This is a genomic window from Pseudomonas svalbardensis (assembly GCF_030053115.1).
Classification (GTDB): Bacteria; Pseudomonadota; Gammaproteobacteria; order Pseudomonadales; family Pseudomonadaceae; genus Aquipseudomonas; species Aquipseudomonas svalbardensis.
The window spans coordinates 1868886-1895019 of sequence record NZ_CP125619.1 but is presented as its reverse complement, the minus strand read 5'-3'; the positions used below and the strand labels follow the sequence as shown (position 1 = coordinate 1895019).

Genomic DNA, 26134 nt, shown 5'->3' with positions numbered 1-26134 from the left:
CAAGAGGATTTTCTCATGGCTAAAATCGGATTTATCGGCACCGGCATCATGGGCCACCCAATGGCGTTGAACCTGCAGAAAGCCGGTCACAGCCTGTTTCTGTCGGCGCACCACGACCCTGCGCCTGCTGACCTGATTGCCGGTGGCGCCGTCGCCCTGGCGAACCCGAAAGAAGTCGCGCAAGAAGCCGAATTCATCATCGTCATGGTGCCGGATACCCCGCAGGTCGAAGACGTGCTGTTCCGCGCCGACGGTGTTGCGGCCGGTGTTGGCAAAGGCAAAGTCGTGATCGACATGAGCTCGATCTCGCCGACTGCCACCAAAGCCTTCGCTGCCAAAATCAACGAAAAAGGCGCTCAGTACCTCGACGCGCCAGTGTCCGGCGGTGAAGTCGGCGCCAAGGCCGCGACCCTGAGCATCATGGTCGGCGGTGATGCCGATGCCTTCGAACGCGTTCTGCCGCTGTTCCAGGCGATGGGCAAAAACATCACCCTGGTGGGCGGCAACGGCGACGGTCAAACCGCCAAAGTGGCGAACCAGATCATCGTGGCGCTGAACATCCAGGCCGTGGCCGAAGCCCTGCTGTTTGCTTCGAAAAACGGTGCCGATCCAGCCAAGGTCCGTGAAGCGCTGATGGGCGGTTTCGCATCCTCGAAGATCCTCGAAGTGCACGGCGAGCGCATGATCAAAGGCACCTTCGACCCAGGCTTCCGCATCAGCCTGCACCAGAAGGACCTGAACCTGGCCCTGGCCGGCGCACGCGAACTGGGCATCAACCTGCCGAACACCGCCAACACCCAGCAAGTGTTCAGCACCTGCGCAGCGATCGGTGGCAGCAACTGGGACCACTCGGCGCTGATCAAGGGCCTGGAACACATGGCGAATTTCTCGATTCGCGATAAGTAACATCCGCGCTACAGAGGGCCGACCTGTCCCTCTGTAGGAGCGAGGCTTGCCCGCGAAGGGATCGCCTCGGTGCAGCAGAAACACCGTGGTGTCCGGTTCGCGGGCAAGCCTCGCTCCTACGGGGGCGATGCAAGGCCCGACATCTCCAATAACAAGAAATCCGGGAGCCCGCCATGTCGGTCAATCCGCAACAATTCCTGCGCGAGCTGTTTGCCACAGCCATCGACGCGGCCCATCCGCAGCAAGTTCTCGAAGCCCATCTGCCCAAAGACCGCAGCGGTCGGGTGATCGTCATCGGCGCTGGCAAAGCCGCGGCCGCCATGGCTCAAGTGGTCGAGCGTTGCTGGCAGGGTGACGTCTCGGGTCTGGTGGTGACGCGTTACGGTCACGGCGCCCCGTGTGAAAAAATCGAAGTGGTTGAAGCCGCTCACCCGGTACCTGATGCTGCCGGTCTGGCGGTCGCCAAACGCGTGTTGGAACTGGTCAGCAATCTGACTGAAGACGACCGCGTGATCTTCCTGCTCTCGGGCGGCGGCTCTGCCCTGCTGGCGTTGCCCGCGGCCGGCATCACCCTGGCCGACAAGCAGTCGATCAACAAAGCCCTGCTCAAATCCGGCGCCACCATCGGCGAGATGAATTGCGTGCGCAAGCACCTCTCGGCGATCAAGGGCGGCCGCCTCGGCAAAGCCTGCTGGCCTGCCACTGTTTATACCTATGCGATTTCCGATGTACCGGGCGACCTCGCCACGGTCATCGCTTCCGGTCCCACCGTGGCCGACCCAAGCACCTCCGCCGAAGCCCTGGCGATCCTCAAGCGCTACAACATCGAAGTCCCGGCCTCGGTGCGCAACTGGCTGCAGAGCCCGGAATCAGAGACGGTCAAACCCGGCGACCCGAGCCTGGCGCGCAGTCACTTCCAGCTGATCGCTCGTCCACAACAGTCGCTTGAAGCCGCGGCGGTGAAAGCGCGTCAGGCCGGTTTCAGCCCGCTGATCCTCGGCGACCTGGAAGGCGAATCCCGCGAAGTGGCCAAGGTTCACGCCGGTATCGCCCGTCAGGTCGTGCTGCACGGTCAGCCATTGGCGGCGCCCTGCGTGATCCTCTCGGGCGGTGAAACCACGGTCACCGTACGCGGCAATGGCCGTGGCGGACGCAACGCCGAATTCCTGCTGAGCCTGACCGACAGCCTCAAAGGCCTGCCCGGCGTCTACGCGCTGGCCGGCGACACCGATGGCATCGACGGCTCCGAAGACAACGCCGGCGCAATCATGACCCCGGACAGCTACGCCCGCGCTGTCGCACTCGGTCTGAGCGCCAGCGACGAGTTGGACAACAACAATGGCTACGGCTATTTCGAGGCACTGGACGCTCTGATCGTCACTGAGCCGACCCGCACCAACGTCAACGACTTCCGTGCCATCCTGATTCTCGAGAGCCCTAAAAATGACGCCTGACAAGAAGGTTAAAATCCTCGCCACCCTCGGTCCTGCCACTAACGGGATCGACGACATCCGTGAGCTGGTGCAGGCCGGGGTCAACATCTTTCGCCTGAACTTCAGCCATGGCGATCACGCCGACCACGCTCAGCGCTATCAGTGGATTCGTGAAGTCGAGCGTCAGCTGAATTATCCGCTGGGCATTCTGATGGACCTGCAAGGCCCGAAACTTCGGGTCGGCAAGTTCGCCGAGGGCAAGGTGCAACTGCATCGCGGTCAGGCACTGCGCCTGGACCTGGACCCGACGCCGGGCGATGAACGCCGGGTCACCTTGCCTCACCCGGAAATCATCGCGGCGCTGAAGCCGGGCATGGACCTGCTGCTGGACGACGGCAAGTTGCGTCTTCGCGTGGTGACAAAGTACTCCGACGCCATCGACACCACCGTGCTCAATGGCGGCGAGCTGTCGGACCGCAAAGGTGTGAACGTGCCGCAAGCGGTGTTGGAACTGAGCCCGCTGACCGCCAAGGACCGTCGCGATTTGAGCTTCGGTCTGGAGCTGGGCGTGGACTGGGTCGCGCTGTCGTTTGTGCAGCGTCCGGAAGACATCCGCGAGGCCCGCGAACTGATCGGCGACAAAGCGTTTTTGATGGCCAAGATCGAGAAGCCTTCGGCCGTGACGCAACTGCGCGAGATCGCCGAATTGAGCGACGCGATCATGGTCGCTCGCGGTGACCTGGGCGTGGAAGTGCCGGCCGAAAGCGTGCCGCAGATTCAGAAAAACATCATCAGCATCTGCCGTCAGCTCGGCAAACCGGTGGTGGTGGCGACGCAGATGCTGGAGTCGATGCGCTTCTCCCCTGCCCCGACCCGTGCCGAGGTGACCGATGTTGCCAATGCCGTGGCCGAAGGTGCGGATGCGGTGATGTTGTCGGCGGAAACCGCGTCCGGTGAGTACCCGCTGGAAGCCGTGCAGATGATGAGCAAGATCATTCGTCAGGTGGAAAACGGCCCGGACTATCAGGCGCAACTCGACGTGAGCCGGCCGAAGGCTGAAGCGACTGTTTCTGATGCGATCAGCTGCGCGATTCGCCGTATCAGCAATGTGCTGCCGGTGGCGGTGCTGGTGAATTACAGCGAGTCCGGCACGTCGAGTTTGAGAGCCGCGCGGGAACGGCCGACGGTGCCGATCCTCAACCTGACGCCGAACCTGCAAACCGCTCGCCGGTTGACGGTGGCATGGGGCGTGCACTCGGTGGTCAATGATCGGCTGCGGCAGGTGGATGAGGTGTGCTCGACGGCGCTGGAAATTGCCCAGGCGCAGGGCATGGCCAAGCGTGGCGACACCTTATTGATCACGGCGGGTGTGCCGTTTGGGCAGCCGGGGTCGACTAACTCTCTGCGCATTGAGACGCTGATTTAGCGCCCATACCGGCCCCTTCGCGAGCAGGCTCGCTCCCACAGTCGATTTGTGTTGTTCACAAATCTGGCGACTGAACACAGATTCAGTGTGGGAGCGAGCCTGCTCGCGAAGCAGGCGACACGGTTTAACTGAAACACCACAGATTCCATCATGCCTGCCAACCACTTCAACACCCACTGCCCCGACTGGGCCACTGCCCTGCTCAACGGCTTCAGCCAGATCTTTCTCCAGCGCCATCCGCTGTGCGGTCTGCTGTGCCTGTTGGCCATTCTTTTCACCGCGCCCGCCCTGCTCGGCGGTGCACTGCTGGGCGGTGTCGCCGGGCTGCTCACCGCGCAACGACGCGGCTATGCCAAGGCCGATCGACAGGCCGGGCTCTTCAGTTACAACGGTGTCTTACTCGGCTTGCTGCTGAGCCTCTATTTCCCGTGGTCGGCGATGTTGCCGCCGCTGATCATTGCAGCGGGAGGCCTGAGCGCGATGCTCACTCAACAGTGGCTCAAACGCTCCCGGGTCAGCCAATACCTGCCCGCCTACACCGCGCCCTTCGTGGGGCTGGGCTGGTTGCTGCTGTGCTTCGCCACGCCGTTGACCAAGGCGCATTTGATCGAAATCAACACACTGAACATGCTCGTCGCACCACTCAAAGGTCTGGGCCAGGTGATGTTCCTCGGTCATCCGCTGGCCGGTGCGATGATTGCCATGGGTTTGCTGATCGCTGATCGCCGCGCATTCTGCTGGGCGTTGTTCGCGTCTGTCGCGGGCATGGGCTGGAGCCTGCTGCACCAAGACTTCTACAGCGCATTGATCGGCCTCGGTGGCTATAACGCCGTACTCGCCGCCCTCGCCTTCAGCTCGCAGCACCAGAAGCCTTGGCTGCCGTGGCTACCGCTCATTGGTATTGCATCAGCGCTGTTACTGACGCCGGTGTTTGCCGCCATCGGTCTGCCCACGCTGACCGCGCCTTTCATCCTCTCCTGCTGGCTGATCCGCACGGTTGTTCAAATGCTCGGCAAGACCACTGTCACCCGTCCGCCTTGCGCTCTGGAGGAGAATCAACCTAGGCTTCGCTGATCATTGGTTCAGGCGGTATCCATGGACAGCAGCAAAAACTGGCGTGAAGAGCTTTACGTCATGGTTTTCCAGAGCGACACCAAGGCCGGTCAGCGCTTCGACGGCATTCTGCTGTTGATCATCCTCGCCAGCATTGTGATCGTGATGCTCGACAGCATCGACTCCATTCACCAGAACTACGCCAATGTGCTGGCGTACATCGAGTGGGGCTTCACGGTCATCTTCGCCATCGAATATGGCCTTCGTTTGTACTGCTCGCCCAAGCCGCTGCGCTATGCGTTCAGCTTTTATGGGCTGGTGGATTTGCTGGCGATCGTGCCCGGCATTCTTGCGCTGTATTACGCCGATGCGCAGTACCTGCTGATTATCCGGATCATTCGGATGCTGCGGATTTTCCGTGTGCTCAAGCTCAGCCCGTACCTCAAGCAAGCCAACTATCTGATGTCCGCATTGCGCGGCAGCAAGCAGAAGATCGTGGTGTTTCTGCTCAGCGTCTGCACCTTGGTGACGGTGTTCGGTACGCTGATGTACGTGATCGAAGGCCCGGAGCACGGCTTCACCAGCATTCCCAAAGGCATCTATTGGGCTATCGTCACGCTGACCACCGTGGGCTTCGGCGACATCGTGCCGAAGACACCGCTGGGTCAGGTGATTTCGTCATTGGTGATGATCACCGGTTACTCGATCATCGCCGTGCCAACGGGGATTTTTACCGCCGAACTGGCTAACGCGATGCGCGGTGAACAACTGCAACATGACTGCCCGGTGTGCAAGAAAAACAACCACGAACATGGCGCAGCATTCTGCTCACGGTGCGGTAATCAGCTGTTTAAGAAACTGGAATAAGCAAAGAGCTTTTTAATCTTTAAAGGACTATGCGAGCCCCGTTATAGTCGCTGGCAAATTGCCGCTTTTAAATAAAAACTTTATGAACACTCTTTTTAAAACAAGGACTGCGCAGTGAAAAAACTCTTTGGCGCCTCATTTCTGGCCGCTGGCCTGGCACTGACCAGCATGGCTCAGGCCGCACCGACCCTGCTCAACGTTTCCTACGACGTGATGCGCGATTTCTACAAGGACTACAACACTGCCTTCCAGAAACACTGGCAAGCCGAGCACAACGAAAACATCACCCTGCAAATGTCCTTCGGCGGCTCCAGCAAACAGGCGCGTTCGGTGATCGATGGACTGCCGGCTGACGTCATCACCATGAACATGGCCACCGACATCAACGCCCTGGCGGACAACGGCAAACTGGTCCCGGACAACTGGGTCACACGCCTGCCGAACAACAGCGCGCCGTTCACCTCGGCCACCGTGTTCATCGTCCGCAAAGGCAACCCGAAAGCCCTGAAAGACTGGCCCGACCTGCTCAAGGACGGCGTGCAGGTGATCGTGCCAAACCCGAAAACGTCGGGTAACGGCCGCTACACCTACCTCTCGGCCTGGGGTTATGTGCTGAAAAACGGTGGCGACGAAAGCAAAGCCAAAGACTTCGTCGGCAAGCTGTTCAAACAAGCGCCGGTCCTCGACACCGGTGGCCGTGCGGCCACTACGACCTTCATGACCAACCAGATTGGTGATGTGCTGGTGACCTTCGAAAACGAAGCGGAAATGATTGCCCGTGAATTTGGTCGTGATCAGTTTGAAGTGATCTACCCAAGTGTTTCCGCCGAAGCGGAGCCGCCAGTGTCGGTGGTCGATAAAACCGTCGACAAGAAAGGCACCCGCGCTGCGGCCGAGGAATACCTGAAGTACCTGTGGTCGCCGGAAGGTCAGGAGATTGCTGCGGCGAACTACCTGCGTCCGCGTGATCCGGCGGTGCTGGCCAAGTACACCGATCGTTTCCCGAAAGTGGATTTCCTGTCGGTGGAGAAGACCTTTGGTGACTGGCGGACTGTGCAGAAGACCCACTTCAATGATGGCGGGATCTTTGATCAGATCTACAGCGGTCAGTAATTCCTGAATCCAATGAAAAAGGCGACCTGAGAAGGTCGCCTTTTTTGTGGTCGAACACAAAACTCTTGTTCGCTGAAGATCCCCTGTGGGAGTGAGCCTGCTCGCGATGACATTTACCCATTCGATAAATTTGTTGCCTGACACGCCGCTATCGCGAGCAGGCTCGCTCCCACAGGGTTTGCGCCAATCAGTTACATCGGCGGTGTCACGCCGTCCTTGCCCGCCGAAATCGACTGAGCCGTCAGCGTCCCTTCTGCCCATTCCGATAGCCCTTTAGCCTGCGCGCATTCTCTTTTGCTCAGCGAAACCCGTTATGACCCCAGCGACCCAAGCGCCCCAAGGCACCGCGACAATGACCCGAGGCATGGTGCTGCTATTCGCCTTCTGCTGCGGCGCTATCGTTGCCAACATCTACTACGCCCAACCGATCATCGGCCTGATCGCACCCGACATCGGCCTGACCAGCACCATGGCCAGCCTGATCGTTTCACTGACCCAGATAGGTTACGCGTTAGGTTTGTTCTTCCTGGTGCCGCTGGGTGATCTGCTGGAAAACCGCCGCTCGATGATCATCACGACCGTGGTGGCGATTGCCAGTCTGTTGGGCGCCGCGTTTACCGATCAGCCAAACGTGTTTTTGCTGATCTCGCTGCTGGTGGGATTCAGCTCGGTGTCGGTGCAGATCCTGATTCCACTGGCCGCGCATCTGGCGCCAGAGGAATCGCGTGGCCGTGTGGTCGGCGGCATCATGGGCGGTTTGCTGCTGGGGATTCTGTTGGCGCGACCGGTGTCCAGTGTGGTGGCTGAGCATTTTGGCTGGCGTGCGATGTTTGTGATTGCAGCGGTGTTGATGTCGGCGATCAGCATGGTGTTGGCGCTGACGATTCCCAAGCGTCAGCCTGATCACAGCGCTTCTTATGGTCAGTTGCTTGGGTCTCTGTGGACCCTGTTGCGTCAACAACCAGTGTTGCGTCAGCGCGCGTTTTACCAGGGGTGCATGTTCGCCACCTTCAGCCTGTTCTGGACTGCCGTGCCGCTGGAACTGGCGCGCAATCATGGCTTGTCGCAAACCCAGATCGCGATCTTCGCCCTGGTCGGAGCCATCGGCGCCATCGCCGCTCCCATTGCCGGTCGACTGGACGATGCCGGCCACACTCGCATTGCTTCACTGCTGGCCCTGCTGTTCGCCAGCCTGAGCTTCCTGCCCGCCTTCATCCACCCGGTCTACAGCGTCATCGGCCTCGCGGTCACCGGCGTGGTGCTCGACTTCTGCGTGCAGATGAACATGGTCCTCGGCCAACGCGCTGTCTACGCCCTCGACGCCAAAAGCCGCAGCCGCCTGAATGCGCTGTACATGACCAGCATCTTCATCGATGGCGCATTTGGTTCTTCGGTGGCCAGTGGGGTGTATGAACATGGCGGCTGGTTGTGGATCGTGATTGTGGGTAGCGCGTTTCCGCTGTTGGCGTTGTTGCGGTTCTTGAATGTTTCGCCGAAGCGTTCGCTGGCGACGGCATAGACACCAATAGCTTCGCGGGCAAGGGTTAGGCGCCCGCGAAGGCAATGGGTTTGATATCACTCAGTGTCGAACCAACTTCTCCATCGCCGCATCTGCCAGAAAGGAAGAGCGGCTTTTGACATTGTGCTCGCGCACATATCGATCAATGCGCTGAATCACATAGCCGGGCAGCGTCACATTGACCTTCTCGGTTTTGCCCATGTACGGCGCGATGTCCAGCTCAAGCATTCCCCAGCCCATGTCGGCAAAGTCGGGATTGCCACGGTGAACGGCAGCAGACGTAGGCATGGGAATCGACTCCCCGTCAGCCGCAATCTCCTGAAGCATGATGTGAGCAATCTCGACCGCCGCGTTATAGGCGTCTTCAAACGTATCCCCGGCCGTTACGGCGCCTGGAATATCGGGGATCTGAATACCGATGGCGGTGTTCTCGTCGCCCCACTCGATACAGATTGGATATTGCATTATGGATCTCCTGCATAACTGGCTCCCGGGCAATACAACCCGGCTCGCCTCCTGATGCTTTTGACCGTCCCTATCGGCAAATCCTTTTTCGGATGAGGGACGGGTATCGTGTACGGGTTGTATCGGTGTTTGAAGAGGTGATGGCTCCCGGTAATCCGATCCAGTATCCACCCGGCCTCCTCCAACTCCTTGATCAATAGCCTGCTCTGCACCACTCGCCTCCTTGCTCAGGCCCAAACAAAAATAACCCTAGAGTTATCTTTACTCAAGCACAAAAATCCGGAACGCGACGCTCGGTTGTCTTACAAAGTGTGATTGCGGGCCGCGGCATTCTTCCCAGGAATGAATACTTTCGCTCAGCCTGATCCGTTACCCCGCGGTCAACACGGATTACACTCAGCGTCCTGAGCCTGACGCGATGCTGGATGCGATTCGCGGCTGAACCGATCAAATGCCGCCTGACCCGCGGCATGTTCTTTCAAGGAGTGTGTAATGACCCGACGTACCTTTCTCATCACCGGCGCCAGCAAAGGCATCGGCCGCGCGGTCGCGGAGCACCTGGACCGCGCGGGTCATCGGGTGGTCGGAGTCGCCCGATCGCCCGACCTGAGCTTTCCCGGCATTCTGTTTCCGCTGGATCTGAGCGACAGGGCACTGACTCAGGAAGTGCTGGCGGATCTGGCCAGGACTTATGAGTTCGACGGGCTGGTGAATAACGTCGGTCTGGTGCGCCCGCAGGTGCTGGGCGAAATCGACCTCGATACCTTCGACGACGTAATGCGGGTCAACCTGCATTCGGCGTTGCAGGCTACTCAGGCGCTACTGCCGAACATGCGCGCCAAGGCCTGGGGTCGGGTGGTGAATATTTCCAGCCTGACTGTGCTGGGTATCACGCAGCGCACCGCCTACGCGGCGGCTAAAGCGGCGCTGATCAGCTTCACTCGATCCTGGGCGCTGGAACTGGCGCAAACCGGCGTGACAGTAAACGCCGTGGCCCCGGGACCGACCGAAACCGAACTGTTTCGCGCCAACAATCCGCCGGGCAGCGAAGGTGAAGCGCGTTATCTCGCCGGCGTGCCGATGGGGCGGTTGGGGCAGCCGCAAGAGATCGCTGCGGCGATTGCGTTTTTGTTGTCCGAGCAGAGCGGATTTATCACCGGGCAAACCTTGTTTGTAGACGGTGGCGCGTCCGTGGGCAAAGCAGCTTTCTGATAAACAACACCAATCAAATGTGGGAGCTGGCTTGCTCGCGAAGACGGACTGACATTCACCATTGATGTCGACTGATACACCGCTTTCGCGAGCAAGCCCGCTTGTGTCTTGCGCAGGAATTAGACTGAGGATGAGAGCGGTGAATGGCAAGCTGAATGCCCGGAGTGCTTAAAGCACGTGTGGGAGCCCATGCTGCCATTCACCTCTCCACTCTGGTTATTGAGCCCGAACAGTTGAACGAGCCGACCTCGAACATTACAAGCGTGGTGCCCAGCCAGAGCGCTCTCACCTTTGAGTGTAAGAGGGATCGGCTATGTTTTCCTGCGCAGGCATCGATGTTTCCAAAGATACCCTTGAAGTTCGGATTAACCCGCAAGACGTTGGCGCGAGTCACCTCAATACCGCCAGTGATTTCCTTGCGCTGATTGACTGGTTAAAGCGCTATCAGGTCAGCCGCGTATTGCTGGAAGCCACCGGCGGCTATGAGCGAGAGGTCATGAAAGCGCTTCAGGCTGCCGGCTTCGAAGTCTTGCGGATCAACCCTCGCCGAGCCAGGGATTTTGCCAAGGCCATGGGGCAGCGCGCTAAAACCGACCCGATAGATGCGCGGCTGCTCGCGCAGTTTGCCGAAGTCATAAAGTCGCCAAGCAACCGAATCACCAGCCCTGAACAGGACAATTTGCGTGCGCTGGTACAGCAGCGCGAAAATTTTGTTCAGCAGCAAGGCGACGATATACGGCGCCTTAAAACAGCCTCTGCTGACACGGTAAAACCCTGTCTGCGAAGTCATATCGACTATTTATGCCAAGCCATAAAGTCGATAGAAAAGCTGATCCGTCAAACTGCTAAAGACCTGGACAGTGATAAAACGGCCCGTTTGTGCTCGGTCAAGGGTATAGGGCTCGTGACGGCAGCCAGCTTGATGGCCTACTTACCCGAGCTGGGCGAGGTTGGACGGCACGAGATTGCAGCGCTGGCAGGCATAGCCCCCTACAACGACGACAGTGGCAAGCATGAAGGCCCCCGCCACATTAGCGGCGGCAGGTTTGCTGCGCGTCGGGCAATGTACATGGCGTGCTGGGTGGTGATTCAGCGACAGCCTGAGTTCAAAGCGCGGTATGACGCACTGCGTCATAAGGGTAAATGCGCAAAAGTAGCGCTCATCGCCTGTATGCGTGTGTTGTTGATACGGCTGAACGCCATGATCCGAGACCGAACCGAGTGGAAAGAACCCTTGGCCTAAACGGGTCGCGGTGTTCCTGTAGGGCATCGCATGGCCTAAAGCTGTGGGAGTTCAGCCGTCTATCAATATGCTTTCAAAATAAAGGTCATCAAGACAGTTGCTCCCACATTTTGATCTTCACAAGGACTTCGGATGGACCGCCTCGCCGCAATGGAAACCTTCGTCTATGTGGTGGAAACCGGCTCGTTTTCCGCCGCCGCCCGGCGCTTGAATATCGGCCAGCCCGCCGTCTCGAAAGCCATCACGCAATTGGAGGCGCGTCTCGCGGTCAGCCTGCTGTTGCGCTCGACCCGAGTCCTGACACCCACCGAAGCTGGCCTGGCCTTTTTCGAACGGTCCAAGCGTGCCATCGAAGAAGCGGACGAGGCCGACAACGCCGCTCGCGGTGCCGCCAGCGGCCTGAGCGGTAACCTACGCATCTGTGCCGCCGTGACCTTCGGCCGGCTGCCTATCGTTCCGCACCTCGGGCCTTTCCTTGATCAGAACCCGGACCTGAACATCGATTTGATGCTGGACGATCGCAACGTCAACCTGGTGGAAAAAGGCGTCGACATCGCCCTACGGATGGGCGCCCAGAGCGACTCCGGCCTCACCACCCGCAAGATCGCGAGTATGTGCAGGGGTTGCTGATAAAAGAGGTCTGATATTTCGATTAATTCGAATAGCCTGCCAACTTCGATTACTCAGAATATTGGAAACCGCCATGTCGCCTGTCATCCACCCGCCGATTACCTTGCCTATGGAGCGCGAAGTACAAGCTGCCATCGAGGGGCAGCGCGCCTTGGCGGCCTATCTTGCGACTCAATTTGAAACTCAGCACATCCAGATTTTCGACGAGCAGAATGAAGCTCACACTGTCGAATTGCCCACCTCAGCCCTCAGGTTGCTGGTCGACATTCTGGCTGAGCTAGCAGCGGGCAACGCCCTCAAAGTGGTCCCGGTTCACGCTGAGTTGACCACCCAGGAAGCCGCCGACCTGCTTAACGTCTCACGCCCGCACCTGATCAAACTGCTGGAATCCGGCGAGTTGTCCTACCACAAAACAGGCAAGCACCGACGTGTGCGCTTTGCCGATTTAATGGACTATAAAAACCGGCGCGACACTGCCAGCGAGCAAGCAATGACGCTTCTCGCCGAGCAGGCACAAGCGTTAAGGACAGGATACGAGTGAGGCAATCCTCTTTTACCGCTGTATATGACGCATGTGTTCTGTACCCCGCGCCCCTGAGCTACACAATCAAGATCAAAAGATCGCAGGCTTCGCCAGCTCCTACCTTTATCGAGTACACCCGCCGGTCATTGTCGTACACGATCCTGTAGGAGCTGGCGAAGCCTGCGATCTTTTCAGACTCCAAAAAGCAAAACGGCGATCCTTAGATCGCCGTTTCTGTTTACTGCCCGAATTGCCGTCCCAACCCGCCTGGCACGCCTTGGATGTCTGTCTCTTCCCATGGCCCGTTGGGGCTGATCGACCGGCTCCAGCCGTTGTTCCAGCGATAGTACGTGCGCTGGCGGTAGAAAGTGTTGGTCTGATCATCGAGAACGTACACGCCGAGTTTGGCGTCCCAATGGCTGTTGCCACCCGGTGGCGGCGCGAAGCTGGCGGAGGTGCGTGGCAGCGGTTTGGCGGGCTTGGCCGGGATGCTCGGCTTGCCCGGTGTCGGTGTCGGGGACGGCGTCGGACGCGGCTGCGACGGCGGGATCGGTGGCAGCCGTTCAGGCTGCTGCGGTTGGACCACACAAGCGCTTAACCCCAAAACCATACTGAGCAGGGTGATACGAGCGATGGCGGTCATAGTGGCGTTTCCTGTCATTTGTCCGGGCTGTCGATGGTCAGTGTTTGCTGCGTCGTTGTGCTGCTGGCCAGAGGCTGGCTGCGGCCGATCCATTCGCCGGCAGTGGGTTTGCCGGCGCGGGAGATGCGCGCAACCAGTTGGACTTCAGGGAAGTTCGACAGTTTCAACTGCGGCATCATTGCGTCGGCATCGCCCAGCTCGACGGTCGCCGGCAAGTCGGCCACGGTCAGGCGCTTGGCGGCCAATGGCGCAGGAGGCCCTGCGGTGGCGCGGGCGAAGATGAATACGCTGTCGCCCGGCTGGACTTTGGCTTTCAGCTCTGGTGCCAGATCCACGCGCACCTTGAGCAGTGCCGCAACCTTGGCGGCGGGCGCCTGGGCAACCTTGCCGCCGCTGGCTTCGAGTTTCTCGGTGGCCCGAGTGATGCCGCCTTGCAGCGCGGCGCGGGAACTGTCCTCCGGTGGCAGTTGCACCAGCAGGCGATTCCAGTAGTCGATGGCGTCCTGATAACGCTGACTTTCAAAGGCAGCAATACCGAGCAAGCCAAGGCTGGTGACTTCTTTCGGATCGGCTTTGAGTGCTTCGTCGGTCAGCGCCTGAACCTTGTCCGACCACTTTTTGCCGTCGGCGAAGTACTGGGCCTGCGCCCATTGACCCAACAGCTCCGGCTGACGACCAGCCAGATTCACCGTGCGCTCGAAGATCTTCGCCGCATCGCCAGGGCGATCCTGAGCCATGTACGTGCGACCGAGGAAATACAGGCCTTCAGCCGAATCCGGCTGAGCCGCGACCGCACGCTCCAGACGACGGGTCATCTCTTCCATCGACTGCGGCGCCTGGGAGAATTCGCGGGTCAGTTCGACCTTGTCGCTTGCCCCAAAATGCAGATAAAGGCCAAGACCCAGCACCGGCACCAGAATCGCCGCCAGCAAGGGCCACGGTTTGCCCAGGCGGGACACGCGTGGCGCCTCGACGCCTTCGGTGTCGGCGAGCAACTCACGGGCGGCTTCGGCGCGACCGGTGTCCATTTGCGCGGCATCGAGAACGCCCTCTTCCTGCTGAGTCTGCAACTCAGCCACGCGCTCCTGATACAGCGCGACGTTCAGGGCCGTACGATCTTCCTCAAGCTGGGCGCGACGACCACGCAGAACGGGAATCAGCAGAAAACTCAGGGCAACCAGAAGTAGCAGACCTGCAGCGAGCCAGAAATCAATCATTCTTGGTTTTATCCAACAGGTGGTCGAGGCGCTCACGCTCCTCGGCAGAGAGCTCATCCTTGGTGTCAGCGCGTTGCACGCGACGACGGCGGACGATCACGGCGATGATCACAAAACCGCCCAGCAGCAGGCCGGCAGGGCCGAACCAGAGCACAGCAGTCTTGGCGTTCAGAGCAGGTTTGTAGCGAACGAAATCACCGTAGCGGTCGACCATGAAGTCGATGATCTGCTGATTGTCCTTGCCCTCGCCGAGCATGCGAAAAATCTCTTTGCGCAGGTCGGCGGCGATCGGTGCATTGGAATCGGCAATGTCCTGATTCTGACACTTGGGGCAACGCAGCTCTTTGGTCAGCTCGCGAAAACGCTCGCGATCACCTTCTTTGGCGAACTCGTAGGTGTCGATGGCCGCGTGCGCCACGCCGACCATGCTCAAACCCAATACCGCGGCGGCTATCCAGCGCTTCATGGCTTGGCCTCATCGACCAGCGCCTGATACTTGGCCGCCAGTTTTTCGCGCCAGACCTGTTCGTCGATCACGCCAACGAATTTGTCGCGGATGATGCCCTTGGCATCAATGAAGAAGGTTTCCGGCGCACCGTAGACACCGAGATTCAGACCCAATGTGCCTGCGTCGTCACGGATATCCAGCTGGTACGGATTGTGGAATTCGTCCAGCCACTTCAACGCATCCGCGTTGATGTCCTTGTAGTTGATGCCGTAGATCACCACACCCTGCTTCGCCAGTTTGTTCAGCACCGGGTGCTCGACCCGGCAAGAGATGCACCAGGTGCCCCAGACGTTAACCAGCGCTGGTTTACCCAGAATGTCGGCCCTGGTCAGGGTCTTGTCACCCTGCACGGCCGGCAGGGAAAACTCCGGGAATGGCTTGTCGATCATCGCCGAGGGTAACTCGGCCGGGTTCAAGAACAGACCGCGATAAAGGAAAACAGCCACCACCAGAAAAATCACCAGTGGCAACAGCATCAACCAACGTCTCATGCCGTGGCTCCCGTCATGCCCAGTGCGTCACGCACGCGGCTTTTCACCTTGACCCGATAACGGCGATCGAATGCCGCCAGCAACCCGCCCAAACCGGTGAGCAGACCACCGAACCAGATCCAGCGTACGAACGGTTTAACGTGGACGCGAACGGCCCAGGCGCCATCGCCCAACGGTTCGCCGAGTGCGACGTAGAGGTCGCGGGTGAAACCGGCGTCGATCCCGGCTTCGGTCATCACCGAGTTCTGCACGGTGTAGAGGCGTTTTTCCGGGTGCAGCACGCTGATTTCCTTGCCATTGCGGATCACCCGAACGGTGCCCTTGTCGGAAGTGAAGTTCGGGCCTTCGAAATGCTTGGCGCCTTCGAACACGAACTGGTAACCGCCCAGGTCCATGGACTCGCCCGGCGCCAGACGCAGGTCGCGCTCGGCACTGTTCTGACTCGACAGCACGACGCCGAGGGCACACACGGCAATGCCGAGGTGAGCGACCTGCATGCCCCAATAACTGCGGGTCAGAGTCGGCAGGCCTTTGATCAGGCCTTTGTGGCGAGTCTTGTCGAAGATGTCACGCACACCGGCCAGCAACACCCAGGCGGCGAGCATGAACGTCGCAATCACTGCCCAATTGAAATCGCCATAAGCGACACCGGCGACCACGGCCAGCGCGGCGCTGCCGAGCAACACCGGGGTCAGCATGCTCAACAGCCATTTGACCGGGGTGTCTTTCCAGCGCACCAGCATGCCGACCGCCATCACCATCATCAGCAAGGCCATCAACGGAATGAACAGTGCGTTGAAGTACGGCGGGCCGACCGACAGCTTGGCGCCGGTCATCGCATCGAGAATCAGCGGATACAACGTGCCCAGCAGAATCATCGACGCCGCCACCACCAGCACCAGGTTGTTACCCAGCAGCAGGGTTTCCCGGGACCAGAGGTTGAAGCCCACGTGGCTCTTCACCACGGGAGCGCGCAGGGCAAACAGCGTCAGCGAGCCACCGACCACAAACAGCAGGAAGATCAGAATGAACACACCCCGTTCAGGGTCGGACGCAAAGGCGTGAACCGAGGTCAGCACACCGGAACGCACAAGGAAGGTCCCCAGCAAGCTCAACGAGAACGCGGCGATGGCCAGCAACACGGTCCAACTCTTGAACACGCCACGTTTTTCCGTGACCGCCAACGAGTGAATCAACGCCGTACCCACCAGCCATGGCATGAAGGAGGCGTTTTCCACCGGGTCCCAGAACCACCAGCCGCCCCAGCCGAGTTCGTAGTACGCCCACCATGAACCAAGGGTGATACCAATACCGAGGAAGGCCCAAGCGACGATGGTCCACGGACGGGACCAGCGAGCCCACGCCGCATCAAGACGACCGCCCAGCAGTGCAGCGATAGCGAAAGCGAAGGCCACGGAGAAACCGACATAGCCCATGTACAGCATCGGCGGATGAACGATCAGGCCGATGTCTTGCAGCAGTGGGTTGAGATCACGACCGTCCGCAGGAATCTGCGGCAGGATCCGTGCAAACGGATTAGAGGTGAGGATCAGGAACAGCAGGAAACCGGTGCTGATCATGCCCATCACCGCCAGCACACGAGCCAGCATCACTTGCGGCAACTGCCGGGAGAACACCGACACCGCGAAGGTCCAGCCGCCGAGGATCAACGCCCACAGCAGCAATGACCCTTCGTGAGCGCCCCACACCGCGCTGAACTTGTAGTACCACGGCAACGCGCTGTTGGAGTTGCTGGCAACGTAGGCGACGGAGAAATCGTCGGCCATGAAGGCGTAAGTCAGGCAACCGAAGGAGAACAGCAGAAACGCGAATTGCCCCCAAGCCGCTGGTTGAGCGAGGCTCATCCACAAACGGTCACCGCGCCAGGCACCGAACAACGGCACCACGGCCTGAACCAGCGCGAAACACAGCGCCAGAATCATGGCCAGGTGGCCGAGTTCAGGAATATAGAGTCCGGACGTCATCGATCAACCCTCCTTCGCGGGCGTTGGAGCAGATTGACCACTGTCTTTCAAAGCCTTGGTCACTTCTGGCGGCATGTACTTCTCGTCGTGCTTGGCCAGCACTTCATCGGCCACCACCACGCCGTCGGCGTTGAGCTTGCCCAGGGCAACGATGCCCTGCCCTTCGCGGAACAGGTCCGGAAGGATGCCGCGGTAGCTGATGGTCACGGATTTACTGAAGTCGGTGACGATGAATTTAACGTCCAGCGAATCGCCGGAACGTTGCAGCGAACCTTTCTCGACCATGCCGCCAGCGCGGATGCGCGTGTCTTGCGGGGCTTCGCCATTGGCGATCTGGGTCGGGGTGTAAAACAGATTGATGTTTTGCTGCAGGGCGCTCAGGGCCAGGCCGACGGCAGCGCCGACACCGACCAGGATCGCGAGAATGATGATAAGACGCTTTTTGCGCAGCGGATTCACTTGCCGTTCTCCCGGCGCAGACGACGCGCCTCTTGTTGCAGATACCGCTTGCGGGCCAGGATCGGCGCCGCCACGTTGAGGGCCAGCACCGCCAGGCTAATGCCATAGGCTGACCAGACATACAGGCCGTGATGGCCCATGGCGAGAAAGTCGCCGAATGAAGCGAAACTCATCGAGCGGCCTCCAGACTGTTCTGCACTTCGGCCTTGACCCAACTGGCGCGGGCTTCGCGCTTGAGCACTTCAAGACGCATGCGCAGCAGCAACACAGCGCCGAAGAAACAGTAGAAACCCACCACCGTCAGCAGCAGTGGCAACCACATCTCGGCGGGCATTGCCGGTTTTTCGGTGAGGGTGAAGGTCGCGCCCTGGTGCAGGGTATTCCACCACTCCACCGAGTATTTAATGATCGGGATGTTGATCACGCCAACAATCGCCAATACCGCGCAGGCCTTGGCGGCACTGTCACGATTGCTGATCGCGTTGCCCAGCGCAATAAGACCGAAGTACAGAAACAGCAGAATAAGCATGGACGTAAGTCGTGCATCCCAGACCCACCACGAACCCCAGGTCGGTTTGCCCCAGATCGCGCCGGTGACCAGCGCCACGGCGGTCATCCAGGCGCCAATGGGCGCCGCGCATTGCAGGGCGACGTCGGCCAGCTTCATCTTCCACACCAGCCCGACGATGCCGCACACAGCCAGCATCACGTAGATGGACTGGGCCAGCATGGCGGCCGGAACGTGGATATAAATGATGCGAAAGCTGTTGCCTTGCTGGTAGTCCGGCGGCGCGAAGGCCAGGCCCCACACTACACCAACGCTGATCAGCAGCAACGCCGCGACACTCAGCCACGGCAGCAGTTTGCCACTGATGCCGTAAAACCATTTGGGCGAGCCGAGCTTATGAAACCAAGTCCAGTTCATTACTGTTTCCATCACGGTTGCTGCTCGCTGTCACGAGCAGTCAAGGGTCTGCCTTTCTTCAAAAGAAGTGGTTAAAAAACAACCAGACCTCATTATTATTCGCCGACGCTGATCTTCAGGCCAGCAGCTATTGCAAAAGGTGTCAGGGTTATCGCCAGGGCGGTCAGGCTACCAAGCCACAGGAGATAACCGGTCGCCGGCATTCCCTGCAATGCCGCCTGCAAGGCGCCACTGCCAAGAATCAATACCGGGATGTACAACGGTAGAATCAGCAGCGCCAGCAACAGGCCACCGCGCTTCAATCCCACCGTCAGGGCTGCGCCCACCGCACCGAGCAGGCTCAGCACCGGTGTACCCAGCAACAACGAAAGCAGCAACACCGGCAGACAGGCGGTTGGCAAACCGAGCATCAACGCCAGTAATGGAGCGAGCAAAACCAGTGCCAGGCCAGAGAAGGACCAGTGTGCCAGTACCTTGGCCAAAACCAGAAGAGGCAGGGGGTGCGACGAAAGGACCCACTGTTCAAGCGATCCGTCTTCGAAATCACTGCGGAAAAGCCCGTCCAGCGAGAGCAAAACCGATAAAAGGGCCGCGACCCAGACCAGTCCCGGAGACAAGGTTTGCAACAATTGAGACTCGGGTCCGACCGCCAACGGGAACAGGGAAACCACGATCGCGAAGAATACGAGCGGATTGGCCAACTCCGCCGGACGGCGGAACAACAATCGGGCTTCACGGGCGACCAACAGGCCGAAAACACTCATACGGCCCAGTTCCCCAGATCAATGTCGCGATAGCCGGCCGGCATCCGGGTCAACGTGTGGTGAGTGGTCAAGACCACCATGCCGCCGCGTTCGCAGTGTGCGGCCAGGTGTTCTTCGAGTTGCGCCACGCCTTGTTTGTCGAGCGCGGTGAATGGTTCATCGAGAATCCATAGCGGCGGGCTTTCCAGGTACAACCGCGCCAACGCGACCCGGCGTTGCTGCCCGGCAGACAGCGTATGGCAAGGAACATCCTCGAAACCGCGCAGTCCGACAGCCGTCAGCGCCTGCCAGATCGCCTCATGGGAGGCCGGTTGATGCAAGGCGCAAAGCCAGCTCAGGTTTTCTTCCGGCGTCAGCAAATCCTTGATCCCGGCGGCATGACCGATCCACAGCAGGTTGCGCGCCAGCTCAAAGCGTTGCTCGTTCAATGGCTGGCCGTTGAGCAACACCTGACCGGCAGTCGGCTGCATCAGACCGCAAAGCAGACGTAAAAGGCTGGTTTTGCCACTGCCGTTGGGGCCGCTGATTTGCAACATTTCGCCACTGGCCAGTCTCAATTCGAGATTTTCGAAGAGCAGCCGAAGGTCTCGCTCACAGGCGAGGGCAACGGTTTGCAGGACTGGACTGGTCAAGAGATCACGGGCCTTTTGGGTTCAAGTCGGCAGTGGAGCGGCCGTTAAAGATATGCAGGATAAATGCATTGGCGGCCCGTTCTAAGGAGCTGGATCAAGTATTTGAAATGTTTTCAGCGCCCCGGATACAACGGGGCGGCATTATACATGCCATGCCCTACTCTAAAGAGGGCAATTTCCTCAGGTTGTGACCGCGTATGACAGGCGAAATGAACATCCTCCCGCTACCGCAGACCACCCCCGCGACTTCGCGGCCTCTGGTGGTGAGTGGCGACCTGCTGAAGTTACTGACGCCGATGGAGGGCCTGATCACTGCAGGTCAGACCGCCAAGGCCGAAGTGCTGTCCCTCAAGCAGGCGGATCAGACCTTTCAACTGTTGCTCAAGGTCACCCTCGACAGCGGCCGTCAGACCACGGTCCAGGCTACCAGCACGCAACCACTGCCTCAGGGCACCAGCCTGGCGATCACCCAGCCATCGGCGGGTAATCTGGCCGTCACCGTGCAACAGGCCATCGCCTCCAGCGTTGCCACCCTCACCCGTATCGACACGGCGCAACTGCCCGTCGGCACCCTGCTTCAAGGCAAAGTACTGACCTCTCAGGTGTTGCCGCAGGTGCCAGGCCAGCCGACGGTGTTTCGCTCGATGGTGAGCTTGCTCAACACCGCGTTGAGCGGCAGCACCCTGAGCATCGACAGCCCGACGCCGCTGCGCATCGGCACTTTGCTGAGTGCGCTGGTGCAGGACACCCAGACATTGAAGTTCGTGCCATTGAGCAGCCGCCAGGAGCAATTGGCGGTGACCCAACAACTGGTCAACCAACAGAGCCGCCAAGGCTCGCTGGATGGCCTGCTCAAACTCCTGCAAAACCTGCCGTCCTCGAACCAGACGTCCAGTGATCTGCGTGCCGCCGTCGACAAGTTGCTCGCCGGCCTGCCCGATGTTCAACAACTCAGCACGCCAAAGGGGCTGGCCCAGGCACTGGCCAATAGCGGGCTGTTCCTTGAAGCCAAACTGCTCAGTGGTCAGAACCCGACACTGGCCCCGGACATGAAAGGCGATCTGCTCAAACTGATCGCACAACTGACGCCCGGCCTGCCGGCCAACACCAATCTCAACGCGATCATTGCCGCCAACACACTGGCCCAGGCCATGCCGAACTTCGTGCGCAGCGCCCTCGGCATGCTCGGTCAGGTCAGCGCAAAACCGCAGCCAACCAGCTTCCCGCTGCCCGAGCGACTATTACAAAGCATGGACGGCGAAGGCGATCTCGAGCACCTGCTACGTTTGGCAGCAGCGGCGGTTTCACGCCTGCAAAGCCATCAACTGTCGAGCCTGGAACAGACCGGCGTGACTGACGACGGTCGGTTGATGAGCACCTGGCAACTGGAAATCCCGATGCGCAATCTGCAGGACATCGTGCCATTGCAGGTCAAGTTCCAGCGCGAAGAAGCACCCGAGAAAGAACAGCAAAACGAGCGCCGCGACGAGCGCGAACCCAAACAACAGTTGTGGCGAGTGGACCTGGCGTTCGACATGGAGCCCTTGGGCCCGCTGCAAATTCAGGCACAACTGATCAAAGGCAGCCTGTCCAGCCAGCTGTGGGCCGAACGCCCGTACACCGCCAGCCTGATCGAAAGTCACCTGGCCGAACTGCGTCAGCGGCTGCTGGCGTCCGGCCTGAATGTCGGCGATCTCGCTTGCCATCTCGGCACACCGCCACAAGGCCCTCAAACCCGTCTCGAACAACGCTGGGTCGACGAAACCGCATGAGAAACCCCAACACCCCGCGCCAAGCCATCGCCCTCAAATACGACGGCAGCCACGTCCCTACCCTCACGGCCAAAGGTGACGAAGCACTGGCCGAAGCCATTCTGAAGATTGCCCGCGATTATGAAGTGCCCATCTACGAAAACGCCGAACTGGTGAAACTGCTGGCGCGGATGGAATTGGGGGAGAGTATTCCGGAGGAGTTGTATCGCACGATTGCCGAGATTATTGCGTTTGCGTGGAATTTGAAGGGTAAGTTTCCGGCGGGGCATGATCCGAATGCGGCGATGGTCGAGAAAGATATTACTGATCGCGGGGATGATTACTGAGGTTTCGAGGACGCCTTCGCGAGCAAGCCCGCTTGTGTCTTGCGCAGGAATTAGACTGAGGATGAGAGCGGTGAATGGCAAGCTGAATGCCCGGAGTGCTTAAAGCACGTGTGGGAGCCCATGCTGCCATTCACCTCTCCACTCTGGTTATTGAGCCCGAACAGTTGAACGAGCCTACCTCGAACATTTACAAGCGTGGTGCCCAGCCAGAGTGCTCTCACCTTTGAGTGTAAGAGGATTCAGCTATGTTTTCCTGCGCAGGCATCGACGTTGCCAAAGATACTCTTGAGGTTCGGATTAACCCGCAAGACGTTGGCGCAAGTTACCTCAATACCGCCAGTGACTTCCTTGCGCTGATTGATTGGTTAAAGCGCTACCAGGTCAACCGCGTATTGCTGGAAGCCACCGGCGGCTATGAGCGAGAGGCCATGAAAGCGCTTCAGGCCGCGGGCTTCGAAGTCTTGCGGATCAACCCTCGTCGCGCCAAGAACTTTGCCAAGGCGATGGGGCAGCGCGCTAAAACCGACCCGATAGATGCGCGACTTCTCGCGCAGTTTGCAGAAGTCATAAAGTCGCCAAGCAACCGCATCACCAGCCCTGAACAGGACAATTTGCGTGCGCTGGTACAGCAACGTGAAAACTTTGTTCAGCAGCAAAGCGATGATATTCGGCGCCTCAAAACAGCCTCTGTAGACCGGGTAAAACCCTGTCTGCAGAGGCATATCGACTATTTATGCCAAGCAATAAAGTCGATAGAGAAGTTGATCCGTCAAAGTGCCCAAGACCTGGACAGTGATAAAATAGCCCGTTTGTGCTCGGTCAAGGGAATAGGGCTCGTGACGGCAGCCAGCTTAATGGCCTATTTGCCTGAGCTGGGCGAGGTTGGACGGCACGAGATTGCAGCGCTGGCAGGCATAGCCCCCTACAACGATGACAGCGGCAAGCATGAAGGTCCGCGCCATATTAGCGGCGGCAGGTTTGCTGCGCGTCGCGCGATGTACATGGCGTGCTGGGTGGTGATTCAGCGACAGCCTGAGTTCAAAGCGCGGTATGACGCACTGCGTCGTAAGGGCAAATGCGCAAAAGTAGCGCTCATCGCCTGTATGCGCGTGCTGCTGATACGACTAAACGCCATGATCCGAGACCGAACTGAGTGGAAACAACCCTTGGCCTAAAACGGGTCGCGGTGTTCCTGTAGGGCATCGCATGGCGTAAAGCTGTGGGAATTCAGCTGTCTATCAATATGCCTTCAAAATAAAGATCATCAAGACAGTTGCTCCCACAGTGGATTGGCGGCGTTTACACATTCTGTGTCCACCACCGATCCACTGTGGGAGCGGGCTTGCTCGCGAATAGCGATCTCGGCTGAATCGCAACAATCAGTTCTTGTGCAACTTACTCATCAACTCCGCCTCAGCCTGGGTCAACCCGCAGGACTGAGTCAGTTCATCGACGCTCGCGCCCATACCGACCAGTTTTGCCGCCTGGGCAAACGACAGGCTCGACGGATCGCGCTGTTCCAGCTGAGCCAGTTTGTCTGGCAACGGGCCAATCACCGCGCGCAGTTCGTGCAGGTCTTCACCCATGCGCACGATGCCGCTCTGGTAGTCGTCGACACGCTTGCCCAGATCCTTGATGCGCTGATCGCGCAGCGCATCGCCCTGAGCCTGTTGCGCGGCGATCAGTCGTTGGCCTCGTATGTACGCCAGAAACATCGCCAGCGTGCCTGCCCAAAAGAGGAACAGGACAATGACCGCCACCTCAAGAATCAATCAGATGTTCTCCAGGTCCGACCATTCTTCTTCGCTCATCATCTTGTCCAGCTCGACCAGGATCAGCAGTTCGTTGTTCTTGTTGCATACGCCTTGAATGAACTTGGCGGATTCTTCGTTACCGACGTTCGGTGCGGTCTCGATTTCCGACTGACGCAGGTAAACCACTTCGGCCACGCTGTCGACCATGATCCCAACGACTTGCTTGTCGGCTTCGATGATGACGATACGGGTGTTGTCGCTGATCTCGGCATTCATCAGGCCGAAGCGCTGACGGGTGTCGATCACGGTGACCACGTTACCGCGCAGGTTGATGATGCCCAGCACGTAGCTCGGAGCACCCGGGACCGGGGCGATTTCGGTGTAACGCAAGACTTCCTGAACGCGCATCACGTTGATGCCGTAGGTTTCATTGTCCAGCTTGAAGGTTACCCATTGCAGGATCGGATCTTCGGAACCCTTTGCAGCCGTCGCCTTATCATTCATACCCTGACCCCTCGAAAAACCGCCCTAGCGGTGTGTGTTCTGTGCAGCGGCAGTGACTGCCGTCGCGTGTTTGTTATGTTGGTTTGTGAGTCGGCGTGGTGCCGCTCATGTGCTTTGCCCCACCGCTGGCGATCAACTCGGCCAGGGCGGAAACGTCCAGCAGCGCACACATGTGCTCAATCACCGTGCCGGCGAGCCATGGCCGCTGACCTCGATGACTTCTCCATTTGATTTCGTTCGGGTCCAGGCGCAACGAGCGGCTGACCTGATGCACCGCCAGCCCCCATTCGTAGCCCTGAACCGAAATAACGTATTGCAGGCCCTGGCGGAAATCGTCGCGGTAACGGTCGGGCATAACCCAACGCGCGGTGTCCAATACTTTCAGGTTGCCGGCCTGGCTCGGCAGGATCCCGAGGAACCACTCCGGTTGACCGAACAGCGGTGTCAGCTCGTGACCGGCCAAAGAATAAATCGAGCCCAGACACACCAGCGGCACGGCCAGGGTCAGCCCGGCGACATCGAACAACAGGCATTCGAATGGCTCGGCGGCCCAGGACGGGCGACCATCGGTTTCCACTGGTGGTGGCGTGTTGCTCGGTGGCAGGTGGACTTCGACCACCGGTGGCACCAAGGCTTGCAGCAGCGGGGCGATGGTCGAGATCGGTGCGAGAACCGGCGCTGGTGCTTCGATCACGGCTACCGGTGCTTTCGCCACGGGCGCTGCTACCGGCGCGGCAACCACGGCGGGTTTCTGCGCATCGCGAGCCTGCTCTTCGAGCACCGCTGCCTGGAACTCGTCCAGCGCAGCTTCAACTTCGACCGCTTCAACAACCTCAACGATTTCAACCAGCGCTTCGATTTCCGGCGGCAACTCTTCAGTCGCCTCCATCAGCAAGCTGTCCAGATAAGACTGGAGAGCCAGTTGCGGGCGCGAGGTGGTTTTTACCGGGCGGTTCATCTCACGCCACCTGCGGAACAAGTTGTGCTGCCAGCAGATGCTTGAGCAACGCGCGATAAGCCAGCACCCCACGGCTCTTGCCGTCGAACTGTGAAGGCGTCACGCCGGCACGGCTGGCGTCACGCAAGCGCGTATCGACTGGAATGTAGCCCTGCCAGATTTCTTCCGGGTACTTGTCGCGCAATACCCGCAGCGTGCCGAGGGACGCCTGCGTGCGGCGGTCGAACAGGGTCGGCACGATGCTGAACGGCAGCGCCTGTTTACGCGAACGGTTGATCATCGCCAGGGTGTTGACCATGCGCTCCAGACCTTTGACCGCCAAGTGTTCGGTCTGCACCGGAATCACCAATTGCTGGCTCGCCGCCAAGGCATTGACCATCAGCAAGCCGAGCAACGGCGGGCTGTCGATCACGGCGTAATCGAAGTCCTGCCAAAGTTGCGCCAGGCTCTTGGCAATCACCAGGCCCAGGCCACTCTGACCCGGCGACTGCCGTTCCAGAGTCGCGAGTGCGGTGCTCGACGGCAACAGGGAAATACTCTCGTGGCTGGTGGGCAACAGCAACTGACCGGGCAGGCCTTGCGGCACACTGCCCTTATGCAGGAACAGGTCGTAGCTGCTGTGTTCCAGGCTGTCGGGGTCGTAACCGAAGTAGCTGGTCATGGAGCCATGGGGGTCGAGATCGACCACGACCACGCGCTTGCCCGCCTCGGCCAGTAAACCGGCTAAAGCGATAGAGGAAGTGGTTTTACCGACACCACCCTTTTGATTGGCGACTGCCCAGACTCTCATTCGGATTGTTCCTCCC

General features: G+C 59.4%; 29 protein-coding genes and 1 pseudogene. 14 read left to right on the top strand and 16 right to left on the bottom strand.

Annotated features, from left to right (window positions below; translation table 11 throughout):
- The first annotated feature begins 15 nt into the window (after positions 1–15).
- The 7 genes from QFX16_RS08670 to QFX16_RS08640 all read left to right on the top strand — a co-directional run bounded on the left by QFX16_RS08670 (position 16) and on the right by QFX16_RS08640 (position 8317).
- Positions 16–906, top strand: coding sequence for a 2-hydroxy-3-oxopropionate reductase (locus QFX16_RS08670; protein ID WP_283183599.1), 891 nt, complete (start codon positions 16–18; stop codon positions 904–906).
- 173 nt (positions 907–1079) lie between these two features.
- Entirely contained in the window at positions 1080–2360 is a 1281-nt protein-coding gene (locus QFX16_RS08665) for a glycerate kinase type-2 family protein (protein ID WP_283183598.1), read from the top strand.
- Complete coding sequence (gene pyk, locus QFX16_RS08660) at positions 2350–3765, top strand: pyruvate kinase (protein ID WP_283183597.1); 1416 nt, start codon at positions 2350–2352, stop codon at positions 3763–3765. The genes QFX16_RS08665 and pyk overlap by 11 nt, the downstream gene beginning before the upstream one ends.
- Positions 3766–3915: 150 nt before the next feature.
- Positions 3916–4839: an urea transporter gene (locus QFX16_RS08655; protein WP_283183596.1), complete on the top strand. Its 924-nt coding sequence runs from the start codon at positions 3916–3918 to the stop codon at positions 4837–4839.
- Positions 4840–4860: 21 nt separating this feature from the next.
- Positions 4861–5685: an ion transporter gene (locus tag QFX16_RS08650; RefSeq protein ID WP_283183595.1), complete on the top strand. Its 825-nt coding sequence runs from the start codon at positions 4861–4863 to the stop codon at positions 5683–5685.
- Positions 5686–5799: 114 nt separating this feature from the next.
- Positions 5800–6798, top strand: coding sequence for a sulfate ABC transporter substrate-binding protein (locus QFX16_RS08645; protein ID WP_283183594.1), 999 nt, complete (start codon positions 5800–5802; stop codon positions 6796–6798).
- A 313-nt stretch (positions 6799–7111) separates the two neighbouring features.
- The gene (locus QFX16_RS08640; RefSeq protein ID WP_283183593.1) at positions 7112–8317 is read left to right on the top strand and encodes an MFS transporter; all 1206 of its coding nucleotides are present in this window, start codon (positions 7112–7114) and stop codon (positions 8315–8317) included.
- 60 nt (positions 8318–8377) lie between these two features.
- Here the strand turns inward: QFX16_RS08640 and QFX16_RS08635 are convergent, their stop codons facing one another.
- Positions 8378–8782 (bottom strand): type II toxin-antitoxin system HicB family antitoxin, encoded by a 405-nt coding sequence (locus QFX16_RS08635; protein ID WP_283183592.1) that lies wholly within the window; start codon positions 8780–8782, stop codon positions 8378–8380.
- A complete protein-coding gene (locus QFX16_RS08630) occupies positions 8782–8994 on the bottom strand; it encodes a type II toxin-antitoxin system HicA family toxin (RefSeq protein WP_283183591.1) in 213 nt (70 codons plus the stop codon). The genes QFX16_RS08635 and QFX16_RS08630 overlap by 1 nt, the downstream gene beginning before the upstream one ends.
- Before the next feature lie 280 nt (positions 8995–9274).
- Here QFX16_RS08630 and QFX16_RS08625 point away from each other — a divergent pair, with 280 nt between their 5' ends.
- The 4 genes and pseudogenes from QFX16_RS08625 to QFX16_RS08610 all read left to right on the top strand — a co-directional run bounded on the left by QFX16_RS08625 (position 9275) and on the right by QFX16_RS08610 (position 12408).
- On the top strand, positions 9275–9994 hold the full coding sequence (locus QFX16_RS08625) for an SDR family oxidoreductase (protein ID WP_283183590.1): 720 nt from the start codon (positions 9275–9277) through the stop codon (positions 9992–9994).
- A 313-nt stretch (positions 9995–10307) separates the two neighbouring features.
- Positions 10308–11237: an IS110 family transposase gene (locus QFX16_RS08620; RefSeq protein WP_283180508.1), complete on the top strand. Its 930-nt coding sequence runs from the start codon at positions 10308–10310 to the stop codon at positions 11235–11237.
- A gap of 132 nt (positions 11238–11369) precedes the next feature.
- Positions 11370–11858: pseudogene (locus QFX16_RS08615) on the top strand (LysR family transcriptional regulator); the annotation flags it as partial.
- Between the two features lie 82 nt (positions 11859–11940).
- Complete coding sequence (locus tag QFX16_RS08610) at positions 11941–12408, top strand: helix-turn-helix domain-containing protein (RefSeq protein WP_283183589.1); 468 nt, start codon at positions 11941–11943, stop codon at positions 12406–12408.
- A gap of 220 nt (positions 12409–12628) precedes the next feature.
- Here the strand turns inward: QFX16_RS08610 and QFX16_RS08605 are convergent, their stop codons facing one another.
- From QFX16_RS08605 to ccmA, 10 genes are all read right to left on the bottom strand, one after another.
- Positions 12629–13033 (bottom strand): hypothetical protein, encoded by a 405-nt coding sequence (locus tag QFX16_RS08605; RefSeq protein WP_283183588.1) that lies wholly within the window; start codon positions 13031–13033, stop codon positions 12629–12631.
- Between the two features lie 14 nt (positions 13034–13047).
- Positions 13048–14250: a c-type cytochrome biogenesis protein CcmI gene (gene ccmI / locus QFX16_RS08600; protein WP_283183587.1), complete on the bottom strand. Its 1203-nt coding sequence runs from the start codon at positions 14248–14250 to the stop codon at positions 13048–13050.
- Positions 14243–14716: a cytochrome c-type biogenesis protein gene (locus QFX16_RS08595; protein WP_283183586.1), complete on the bottom strand. Its 474-nt coding sequence runs from the start codon at positions 14714–14716 to the stop codon at positions 14243–14245. Before QFX16_RS08595 ends, ccmI begins: the two co-directional genes overlap by 8 nt.
- Positions 14713–15249 carry a DsbE family thiol:disulfide interchange protein gene (locus tag QFX16_RS08590; protein WP_283183585.1) on the bottom strand — a complete coding sequence of 179 codons (537 nt, stop codon included), beginning with the start codon at positions 15247–15249 and terminating at the stop codon, positions 14713–14715. The genes QFX16_RS08595 and QFX16_RS08590 overlap by 4 nt, the downstream gene beginning before the upstream one ends.
- Entirely contained in the window at positions 15246–17234 is a 1989-nt protein-coding gene (locus QFX16_RS08585) for a heme lyase CcmF/NrfE family subunit (protein WP_283183584.1), read from the bottom strand. Before QFX16_RS08585 ends, QFX16_RS08590 begins: the two co-directional genes overlap by 4 nt.
- A gap of 3 nt (positions 17235–17237) precedes the next feature.
- A complete protein-coding gene (gene ccmE, locus QFX16_RS08580) occupies positions 17238–17693 on the bottom strand; it encodes a cytochrome c maturation protein CcmE (protein WP_283183583.1) in 456 nt (151 codons plus the stop codon).
- On the bottom strand, positions 17690–17866 hold the full coding sequence (gene ccmD, locus QFX16_RS08575; protein ID WP_007894243.1) for a heme exporter protein CcmD: 177 nt from the start codon (positions 17864–17866) through the stop codon (positions 17690–17692). Before ccmD ends, ccmE begins: the two co-directional genes overlap by 4 nt.
- Complete coding sequence (locus QFX16_RS08570; protein ID WP_283183582.1) at positions 17863–18618, bottom strand: heme ABC transporter permease; 756 nt, start codon at positions 18616–18618, stop codon at positions 17863–17865. The genes ccmD and QFX16_RS08570 overlap by 4 nt, the downstream gene beginning before the upstream one ends.
- Before the next feature lie 95 nt (positions 18619–18713).
- Positions 18714–19382: a heme exporter protein CcmB gene (gene ccmB, locus QFX16_RS08565; protein WP_008155797.1), complete on the bottom strand. Its 669-nt coding sequence runs from the start codon at positions 19380–19382 to the stop codon at positions 18714–18716.
- The gene (gene ccmA, locus QFX16_RS08560; protein ID WP_007894233.1) at positions 19379–20014 is read right to left on the bottom strand and encodes a cytochrome c biogenesis heme-transporting ATPase CcmA; all 636 of its coding nucleotides are present in this window, start codon (positions 20012–20014) and stop codon (positions 19379–19381) included. The genes ccmB and ccmA overlap by 4 nt, the downstream gene beginning before the upstream one ends.
- A 197-nt stretch (positions 20015–20211) precedes the next feature.
- On the opposite strand from ccmA, the gene fliK reads away from it, so the two are divergent.
- From fliK to QFX16_RS08545, 3 genes are all read left to right on the top strand, one after another.
- Positions 20212–21786, top strand: a complete 1575-nt coding sequence (gene fliK, locus QFX16_RS08555) for a flagellar hook-length control protein FliK (protein WP_283183581.1) — start codon at positions 20212–20214, stop codon at positions 21784–21786.
- Positions 21783–22112, top strand: a complete 330-nt coding sequence (locus QFX16_RS08550; protein ID WP_283183580.1) for an EscU/YscU/HrcU family type III secretion system export apparatus switch protein — start codon at positions 21783–21785, stop codon at positions 22110–22112. Before fliK ends, QFX16_RS08550 begins: the two co-directional genes overlap by 4 nt.
- A 245-nt stretch (positions 22113–22357) precedes the next feature.
- Entirely contained in the window at positions 22358–23287 is a 930-nt protein-coding gene (locus tag QFX16_RS08545) for an IS110 family transposase (protein ID WP_283181028.1), read from the top strand.
- Between the two features lie 204 nt (positions 23288–23491).
- On the opposite strand, the gene QFX16_RS08540 is transcribed toward QFX16_RS08545, so the two are convergent.
- The 4 genes from QFX16_RS08540 to QFX16_RS08525 form a co-directional block, all read right to left on the bottom strand.
- Positions 23492–23884 carry a DUF2802 domain-containing protein gene (locus QFX16_RS08540; protein WP_283183579.1) on the bottom strand — a complete coding sequence of 131 codons (393 nt, stop codon included), beginning with the start codon at positions 23882–23884 and terminating at the stop codon, positions 23492–23494.
- Entirely contained in the window at positions 23885–24370 is a 486-nt protein-coding gene (locus QFX16_RS08535) for a chemotaxis protein CheW (protein WP_007946765.1), read from the bottom strand. It lies immediately after the preceding gene.
- A 73-nt stretch (positions 24371–24443) separates the two neighbouring features.
- Positions 24444–25328 carry a CheW domain-containing protein gene (locus QFX16_RS08530; protein WP_283183578.1) on the bottom strand — a complete coding sequence of 295 codons (885 nt, stop codon included), beginning with the start codon at positions 25326–25328 and terminating at the stop codon, positions 24444–24446.
- A 1-nt stretch (position 25329) separates the two neighbouring features.
- A complete protein-coding gene (locus tag QFX16_RS08525; protein WP_283183577.1) occupies positions 25330–26118 on the bottom strand; it encodes a ParA family protein in 789 nt (262 codons plus the stop codon).
- Positions 26119–26134 lie beyond the last annotated feature (16 nt).

Excerpts from the sequence above, each read along its gene's own strand:
- QFX16_RS08655 (WP_283183596.1), top strand. The coding sequence starts at position 3,916 with ATGCCTGCCAACCACTTCAACACCCACTGCCCCGACTGGGCCACTGCC.
- QFX16_RS08545 (WP_283181028.1), top strand. The coding sequence starts at position 22,358 with ATGTTTTCCTGCGCAGGCATCGACGTTGCCAAAGATACTCTTGAGGTT.
- QFX16_RS08665 (WP_283183598.1), top strand. The coding sequence starts at position 1,080 with ATGTCGGTCAATCCGCAACAATTCCTGCGCGAGCTGTTTGCCACAGCC.
- QFX16_RS08570 (WP_283183582.1), bottom strand. The coding sequence starts at position 18,618 with ATGAACTGGACTTGGTTTCATAAGCTCGGCTCGCCCAAATGGTTTTAC.
- fliK (WP_283183581.1), top strand. The coding sequence starts at position 20,212 with ATGACAGGCGAAATGAACATCCTCCCGCTACCGCAGACCACCCCCGCG.
- pyk (WP_283183597.1), top strand. The coding sequence starts at position 2,350 with ATGACGCCTGACAAGAAGGTTAAAATCCTCGCCACCCTCGGTCCTGCC.
- QFX16_RS08525 (WP_283183577.1), bottom strand. The coding sequence starts at position 26,118 with ATGAGAGTCTGGGCAGTCGCCAATCAAAAGGGTGGTGTCGGTAAAACC.
- QFX16_RS08530 (WP_283183578.1), bottom strand. The coding sequence starts at position 25,328 with ATGAACCGCCCGGTAAAAACCACCTCGCGCCCGCAACTGGCTCTCCAG.
- QFX16_RS08625 (WP_283183590.1), top strand. The coding sequence starts at position 9,275 with ATGACCCGACGTACCTTTCTCATCACCGGCGCCAGCAAAGGCATCGGC.
- QFX16_RS08605 (WP_283183588.1), bottom strand. The coding sequence starts at position 13,033 with ATGACCGCCATCGCTCGTATCACCCTGCTCAGTATGGTTTTGGGGTTA.
- QFX16_RS08650 (WP_283183595.1), top strand. The coding sequence starts at position 4,861 with ATGGACAGCAGCAAAAACTGGCGTGAAGAGCTTTACGTCATGGTTTTC.
- QFX16_RS08590 (WP_283183585.1), bottom strand. The coding sequence starts at position 15,249 with ATGAGACGTTGGTTGATGCTGTTGCCACTGGTGATTTTTCTGGTGGTG.
- QFX16_RS08550 (WP_283183580.1), top strand. The coding sequence starts at position 21,783 with ATGAGAAACCCCAACACCCCGCGCCAAGCCATCGCCCTCAAATACGAC.
- QFX16_RS08585 (WP_283183584.1), bottom strand. The coding sequence starts at position 17,234 with ATGACGTCCGGACTCTATATTCCTGAACTCGGCCACCTGGCCATGATT.
- QFX16_RS08620 (WP_283180508.1), top strand. The coding sequence starts at position 10,308 with ATGTTTTCCTGCGCAGGCATCGATGTTTCCAAAGATACCCTTGAAGTT.
- ccmB (WP_008155797.1), bottom strand. The coding sequence starts at position 19,382 with ATGAGTGTTTTCGGCCTGTTGGTCGCCCGTGAAGCCCGATTGTTGTTC.
- QFX16_RS08640 (WP_283183593.1), top strand. The coding sequence starts at position 7,112 with ATGACCCCAGCGACCCAAGCGCCCCAAGGCACCGCGACAATGACCCGA.
- QFX16_RS08635 (WP_283183592.1), bottom strand. The coding sequence starts at position 8,782 with ATGCAATATCCAATCTGTATCGAGTGGGGCGACGAGAACACCGCCATC.
- QFX16_RS08535 (WP_007946765.1), bottom strand. The coding sequence starts at position 24,370 with ATGAATGATAAGGCGACGGCTGCAAAGGGTTCCGAAGATCCGATCCTG.
- QFX16_RS08610 (WP_283183589.1), top strand. The coding sequence starts at position 11,941 with ATGTCGCCTGTCATCCACCCGCCGATTACCTTGCCTATGGAGCGCGAA.
- ccmI (WP_283183587.1), bottom strand. The coding sequence starts at position 14,250 with ATGATTGATTTCTGGCTCGCTGCAGGTCTGCTACTTCTGGTTGCCCTG.
- QFX16_RS08595 (WP_283183586.1), bottom strand. The coding sequence starts at position 14,716 with ATGAAGCGCTGGATAGCCGCCGCGGTATTGGGTTTGAGCATGGTCGGC.
- QFX16_RS08670 (WP_283183599.1), top strand. The coding sequence starts at position 16 with ATGGCTAAAATCGGATTTATCGGCACCGGCATCATGGGCCACCCAATG.
- ccmD (WP_007894243.1), bottom strand. The coding sequence starts at position 17,866 with ATGAGTTTCGCTTCATTCGGCGACTTTCTCGCCATGGGCCATCACGGC.